Origin of the sequence: Kitasatospora sp. NPDC056783, assembly GCF_042789895.1 — a bacterium.
Lineage (GTDB): Bacteria > Actinomycetota > Actinomycetes > Streptomycetales > Streptomycetaceae > Kitasatospora.
On sequence record NZ_JBHUAF010000450.1, the window covers coordinates 1 to 6493 of the forward strand.

Annotated in this window: 8 protein-coding genes; 2 read left to right on the plus strand and 6 right to left on the minus strand. The window is 74.0% G+C overall.

The features are described 5' to 3' along the window. From ACFRMQ_RS36450 to rimP, 4 genes are all read right to left on the minus strand, one after another. Positions 1 to 244: translation initiation factor IF-2 N-terminal domain-containing protein (locus ACFRMQ_RS36450; protein WP_380669933.1), on the minus strand; the 244-nt coding region annotated here is incomplete at its 3' end. 229 nt (positions 245 to 473) lie between these two features. Then, on the minus strand, positions 474 to 767 hold the full coding sequence (locus tag ACFRMQ_RS36455; RefSeq protein ID WP_380735128.1) for a YlxR family protein: 294 nt from the start codon (positions 765 to 767) through the stop codon (positions 474 to 476). Between the two features lie 76 nt (positions 768 to 843). Then, positions 844 to 1845, minus strand: coding sequence for a transcription termination factor NusA (nusA, locus tag ACFRMQ_RS36460; protein WP_380735130.1), 1002 nt, complete (start codon positions 1843 to 1845; stop codon positions 844 to 846). A 55-nt stretch (positions 1846 to 1900) separates the two neighbouring features. After that, positions 1901 to 2440, minus strand: a complete 540-nt coding sequence (gene rimP, locus ACFRMQ_RS36465; RefSeq protein ID WP_380735131.1) for a ribosome maturation factor RimP — start codon at positions 2438 to 2440, stop codon at positions 1901 to 1903. 515 nt (positions 2441 to 2955) lie between these two features. Here rimP and ACFRMQ_RS36470 point away from each other — a divergent pair. Further along, the gene (locus ACFRMQ_RS36470; RefSeq protein WP_380735132.1) at positions 2956 to 3906 is read left to right on the plus strand and encodes a ferritin-like domain-containing protein; all 951 of its coding nucleotides are present in this window, start codon (positions 2956 to 2958) and stop codon (positions 3904 to 3906) included. An 86-nt stretch (positions 3907 to 3992) separates the two neighbouring features. After that, positions 3993 to 4922: an aminoglycoside phosphotransferase family protein gene (locus tag ACFRMQ_RS36475; RefSeq protein ID WP_380735133.1), complete on the plus strand. Its 930-nt coding sequence runs from the start codon at positions 3993 to 3995 to the stop codon at positions 4920 to 4922. Here the strand turns inward: ACFRMQ_RS36475 and ACFRMQ_RS36480 are convergent. Both ACFRMQ_RS36480 and ACFRMQ_RS36485 read right to left on the minus strand, forming a co-directional pair. After that, a complete protein-coding gene (locus ACFRMQ_RS36480) occupies positions 4896 to 5474 on the minus strand; it encodes a GNAT family N-acetyltransferase (RefSeq protein WP_380735134.1) in 579 nt (192 codons plus the stop codon). The genes ACFRMQ_RS36475 and ACFRMQ_RS36480 overlap by 27 nt on opposite strands. A 69-nt stretch (positions 5475 to 5543) precedes the next feature. Further along, the gene (locus ACFRMQ_RS36485; protein WP_380735135.1) at positions 5544 to 6419 is read right to left on the minus strand and encodes a GNAT family N-acetyltransferase; all 876 of its coding nucleotides are present in this window, start codon (positions 6417 to 6419) and stop codon (positions 5544 to 5546) included. Between the last annotated feature and the right edge of the window lie 74 nt (positions 6420 to 6493).

Below are 6493 nucleotides of genomic sequence, written 5' to 3' on the forward strand. Positions count from 1 at the left end.
GCTTCGGGGCACCCGAGCCGGCGGCGGGGGAGGGCGCCGCGGGCTTCCGCGGGCCCGGCTTGGCAGCGGAACCACCACCGGTGGGGGCCACACCAAGCGCGTCAGTCAACTTGCGCACGACCGGCGCCTCGATCGTCGAGGACGCCGAACGAACGAACTCACCGAGCTCGGTGAGCTTGGCCATGACGGCCTTGCTCTCCAAGCCGAGCTCCTTGGCGAGTTCATAAACCCGGACCTTAGCCACTTCACTCCTGTCTATGAGTCCGGGGGTCTCGTCCGCCGGACTGTCGCTACTTCATGGGCGTACCCATCGCGTACTCATCGCGTACTCATCGAGTGCTCATCGCAATCTCGACCTACTTCCACATCGCGAGGTACCTGACTGGTGGCACGGCGCGCGGCTGCCCGCGCGCTGTGCTTGTTGCGGTGGTTCTCCGCCGCGCGAGCGGCGGCCGTCGCGGGAGGCGGCCCTGCTACGAGGCTTCGCCGACCCGCTCCCCGATGAACTCGCGGAGCCGCTCCGTGTCGAGCGCGCCCCGGAGCCGGAAGGCCCGGGGGAACGCCCGACGGCGGACCGCGAGGTCGAGGCAGCCGGAATCGGGATGCACGTGAGCGCCCCGGCCCGGCAGTGCGCCACGGGGATCAGGGACGCACTCGCCCTCGACCGCCGTGACACGCAACAGCTGGTGCTTGGCCGCGCGCTTGCGGCAGCCCACGCAGGTGCGTTCCGGGCGTGCTCGGACATGCGTCCGGCCAGACGAAGGCAAGTCTACCCCTCCGAAGCGACATGGCGCCGCCCTGCCGGTCCCGGAGGACCGGCGAGGACGGCCGTGACAACACTGACTACCGGGCCGGCGATTCCTCGGCCTGGCCCTCGGTGTCCGGACGGATGTCGATCCGCCACCCGGTCAGGCGCGCGGCCAGGCGGGCGTTCTGCCCCTCCTTGCCGATCGCCAGCGACAGCTGGTAGTCCGGCACGATCACCCGGGCGGAGCGCTGGGCGGCGTCCACGATCTCCACACTGGTCACCCGTGCGGGCGACAGGGCGGCGGCCACCATCTCCCGGGGGTCCTCGGACCAGTCGACGATGTCGATCTTCTCGCCGTGCAGCTCGCCCATCACCGCGCGCACCCGGGAGCCCATCGGGCCGATGCAGGCGCCCTTGGCGTTCAGGCCCTGGCGGCGCGACCAGACCGCGATCTTGGTCCGGTGGCCGGCCTCGCGGGCGATCGCCGCGATCTCCACGCTGCCGTCCGCGATCTCCGGGACCTCCAGCGCGAACAGCTTCTTCACCAGGCTGGGGTGGGTCCGCGACAGCGTCACCGAAGCCCCGCGCACGCCGCGGCGCACGGCCACCACGTAGCACTTCAGCCGGGTGCCGTGGCGGTAGTCCTCGCCCGGGACCTGCTCCTGCGGCGGCAGGATGGCCTCCAGCTTGCCGATGTCGACCAGCACGTTCTTCGGGTCGTTGCCCTGCTGGACGACACCGGTGACGATGTCGCCCTCCTTGCCCGCGTACTCACCGAAGGTCTGGTCGTCGGCGGCGTCGCGCAGGCGCTGCATCATCACCTGGATGCCGATGCTGGACGCGATCCGGCCGAAGCCGCTCGGGGTGTCGTCGAACTCCTTCGGCTCGACGCCCTCGTCCAGCTCCGCCGGGTCCTCCATGGCCCACACGGTCACATGGCCGCTCTTGCGGTCCAGGTCCACCCGGGCCCGGCGGCGCGAGCCCTCGGTGCGGTGGTACGCGGTGAGGAGGGCGGACTCGATGGACTCGACCAGCAGGTCGAAGGGGATGTTCTTCTCGTTGACCAGCGTGCGCAGGGCACTCATGTCGATGTCCACGGCTACGCCTCCTCGTCTTTCGTCACGTTCGTCATGGTCGTACGGCACCGGTGGTTCACTCGGCGCCGTCGTCCCCCTCGTCGAAGTCGGCAGCCGCGTCCAGGAGCGCGTCGTCGTCCTTGCGGTTGAACTCGACCTGGACGCGCGCCCGGGCCACCTCCGCGTACGCCAGACGGCGCTCCTTCGGGCGGCCGCGCCCCTTCACGGGCTGCACCTCGACCAGTGCGCCGTCCTCGTCGGCCTCCAGGACCCGGGCGACGATCTCCCCGCCGTCGACCAGGTGGACCTTGGCCAGCCGGCCCTCGGCGCGCTGCCAGTGCCGGGGCAGCACGAGCGGGCGCTCCGCACCCGGCGAGCCGACCTCCAGCAGGTACGCCTCGTCCCCCATCAGGTCCGACTCGTCCAGGGCCTCGCCGACCACCCGGCTGAACTCGGCGATGGCGTCCATGTCCACACCGCCGTCGGTGTCGACGTCGATCTGCACCTGCCGACGGCTGCCCGCCTTGGTGACCCTGACGTCCTCCAGGTCCAGTCCGGCCTGCTCGGCCAGCGGCTCCAACAACGCTCGCAGCCGGTCGGTGTGGGTGGTGCTCATCCGGGTGGACTCCTCGGCCGCGTCTGCTGTTGTCAGAAGGTCGCCCCGCGCCCCCGGCGCCACACCAGGTCACGGCAGCTCGGCCCAAAGCCTATCCGGTGAAGCCCCGAACCACCGATTCCGGACCTCCGGCCGACCCCCGCACGCCACCCACTGCGAGCAAGCTCACACCGCCCGGCACCCGGCACGGCGTCCCCGAACCGGGCCCGGGAACGTGGGGATTCTGTAATGATTCACGCCTACGAGGGGAGGCGGGGAGGCCGTCCTCTCGGGGGGCGTGTCTTACGGATCTTTGCTGGGGGCGCGGCGTTGGGGCACGCACCTCGCCGCGTTGTCGTCGGTTGCCAATGGCCCCCAGCCTGGCGGCCGGGAGGTGCCCCCACCGCAGTGACGCCTCCCCCAGCCTCCGGCCGGGAGGTGCCCCCACCTCCGCCTTGCGATGCACGCACCCCAATGCCGCGCCCTGATCCGACAAGACCCACAAGACACGCCCTACCCGCCACGGAGTGACCCCGATGCAGCCGCCCAGCCGACGGACCTTCCTGGCCCTCGGACTGCTCACCACCCTCACCGCCTGCACCAGCGGCTCCGACGAACACCGCACCACCGCCGAACCGCCGCGGGACCCGGACACCCCCGCCCGGCTGCGCGCGGTCGCCGCCACCGACCGCCTGCTCGGCGCCTACGACGGGCTGCTGGCCGCCCCGGGTGCCCGGACCGACCTGCTCCAGCCCCTGCGCGAGGACACCGTCCGGCACCGCGCCGCCCTCGCCCAGGGCCTGCCGACCGCCACCCCCTCCGCCCCGGACCCCGCCTCGGACTCCCCCTCGCCGACCGGCGGCCCGACCGGCTCCGCCGCCACCCTCGCCGACCTGGCCGCCCTGGAGCGCCAGAGCGCCGACTCCCACCTCCACGACCTCGAAGGTGCCGGCCCGGACCTCGCCCGGCTGCTCGCCGCCATCGCCGCCTCCAAGGCGCTGCACGCCGCGGCCCTCGGCGACCAGACCCCCGTGACCACCCCCGAGGGCCGGACCGCCACCACCCCCGAGACCACCGCCGCCGTCCCGGCCCTCCAGAGCGCCCTCGCCGCCGAACACGCCGCCGTCTACGGCTACGGCATGGTCGGCGCCCACCTCCCCGACGACCGGCAACGCGCCGACGCCCGCAGCACCCACGCCGCCCACCAGGCCCGGCGCGACGGCTGGCAGCGTCTGCTGGCCGACGCCACCGCCTCCCCCGCCCCGGCCGCCGGCGGCTACCAGCTGCCCTTCCCGGTCACCTCCCCGGCGGACGCCACCAGGCTGGCCGTCCACCTGGAGACCCGGCTGACCACCGTCTACGCCGACCTGGTCGCCACCGTCCCGGCCCCCTACCGGCCCCAGGCCGCCACCGCCCTGCGCGAGACCGCCCTGCGCGCCCGCCACTGGGGAGCCCCCGCGACGGCCTTCCCGGGTGTGCCCGACTGACCTCCTCCCCGGCGGCCGGGCGGGACCCGCGACACCCACCCGGCCGAAAGCCCGGCACCCCGCGCCCGAACACCGACAATGGACCCATGTCGGGAGCCGAACCCACCATCACCGTCCCCAGCCGGCTGACGAACACCGTCACCGCCGCCCACGGCGAGGCCGGCCGCAGGTGGCTGGCCGCCCTCCCCGCCAGGGCCGCCGACCACCTCGCCCGCTGGGACCTCACCCTGGAACGGGTCGTCGACCCCGGCGGCAGCCTCGGCCTGGTCGCCTACGTCCACCGTGACGACCTCTCCCCCGCCGTCCTCAAGGTCGGCCTGCCCACCCCCGAGACCGCCCACGAGCACACCGCCCTCACCCACTGGGCCGGCCGGGGCGCCGTGCTGCTCCTCGACTCCGTCCCCGCCGAGGGCGTCCTCCTGCTCGAACGCCTCCACGGCGAGATCCCGCTGCGCTCCCTCGCCGAACCCAAGGCCATGCTGGAGGCCACCAGCCTGCTGCACCGCCTCTGGGTGGACCTGCCCGAGGGGCCCGCCCTGCCCACCGTCGGGCAGCGGATCGCCGCCGCCACCGCCGACGCCGACCGCCTCGCGGAGGACTCCGACCCCGTCGCCGCCGAAGCCCGGCCGCTGATCGCCGAGGCCCTGGACACCGCTCGCGACCTGGCCGGCTCCGCCGACGAGTCCTTCCTGCTGCACGGCGACTTCCACCACGGCAACGTCCTGGCCGCCGACCGCGCCCCCTGGCTGGCCATCGACCCGCGCCCGGTGGCCGGCGAACGCGCCTACGACCTGGCCCGCCTCGTGCTGGACCGCGCTGACACCCTGATCGGCTCCCCCGGCGCCCCCGCGGCCGTCCGCCGCCGGCTGGGCCGGCTCTCCGAGGCCCTCGAAGTCGACCGGGACCGGCTGCGCGACTGGACCCTCTTCCGCGCCGTCGACCTCGCCCTGCGCGCCCTCACCGCGGGCCGCCGCGAGGACGCCGAGCTCTCACTGGAGTTCGCCGGCACCCTGTGAGCCCCGGACCGCCGCCCCGCGCAGCGGCAGCCGCGCGCCCATCACCGCGTACAGCCGGTCCGTCGCCGGGAACCGCACCGCCCGCGCCAGGTCCTGGTACCCCAGCGCCCGGTACAGCCGCCGCGCCGGCGTCTCGGCGTCGATCGCCGAGAGGATGCTCCGGTCCAGCCCCGACCGCTCGCAGAGCGTCCGGATGATCCGCGAGCCGACCCCCTGCCCCTGGAACTCCGGCAGCACGTGCAGCTCGGTCACGGCGAAGACGCCGTCCAGCCAGTCCTCGTACCCCCGGGCGGTCAGGTGGGGCTCGATCACCGTGCTCCACCAGTGCTCCCGGTGGTTGGGCATCCCGTACCCGAACCCGACCAGCCGCCCGCCGCTCATCGCGCCGAGCGCGATCACCCCCGGCTGCAGGGCGTGCCGGCCCACGATGTGCAGCCGTACCGCGACCTCCTCGGGCGTCAGACCGAACGCCACCGCCTGGACCTCCAGCGCCTGCGGCGCCCAGGCGGCGAGGTCGATGGGCCCGATCGTCACACCGGTCAGCTGATCCATGCTCCGGACGTTACTACCAGCGGCCCGACGGCGCGGCCGAAGATCCCAACCGGCCCTGCCCGCAGCGGTTCAGAAGAGCACGCTCATGAACGCCCCGACCTCCCGGAACCCCACCCGCCGGTACGCGGCCCGGGCCCGCAGGTTGAAGTCGTTGACGTACAACGACACCACCGGCGCCACCTCCCGCAGCGCGACGTCCAGGACGGCCGCCATGCCCGTCTCGGAGAGCCCCTTCCCCCGGTGCTCCGGGGCGACCCAGACCCCCTGGATCTGGCAGGCCCCCTCCGTCACCGCGCCGACCTCCGCCTTGAAGACGACCCGCCCGTCCTCCCCGAACCGCGCGAACGACCGCCCGGCGGAGACGAGTTCGGCCACCCGCGCCTGGTAGAGGAGACCACCGTCCCCCGCCAGCGGCGACACCCCCACCTCCTCGGTGAACATCGCCACACAGGCCGGCATCAGGGCCTCGACCTCACCGCGCAGCACCCGGCGCACCAACGGGTCCGGCGCGATCTCCGCCGACGGCACCGAGGTCGCCAACAGCGGCTGGTGCGCCCGGACTTCCCTGGGCGGTCCCCAACTGCGTTCCAGCAGCGCCCAGAAGGCCGCCGTGGCCCCCGCCGGCCCGACGATCGAGGAGCAGCGCCGGCCCTGCCGGCGGGCCCGCTCCGCGAACGCCGCGACCGCCTCCGACCCGGCGTTGACCAGGACCAGGTTCGCCCCGGCGTAGCAGAGCGCGTCCAGCACGCCCTCCCCGTCGTACCAGCCCCACATCTCCCCGCCGAGCCGCCACGGGTCCAGCCCGACGGCCTCGACCCGGGTCGCGACGAAGGCGTTGGCGACCGGGTCGCGGTGGAGGATCTCCAGGGCGTCCCCGAGGTCGGGCGGCTCCAGCACGCGGGTGGTGGCCAGGGCCCGGGCAGCCTGGAAGGAGCTCGGGAGCATCACACCTCGATCGAGCATCGAGACAGCACCTCACTGAGACGAATCTGGCCGCACCCTACTCCGTGGCCCCACCC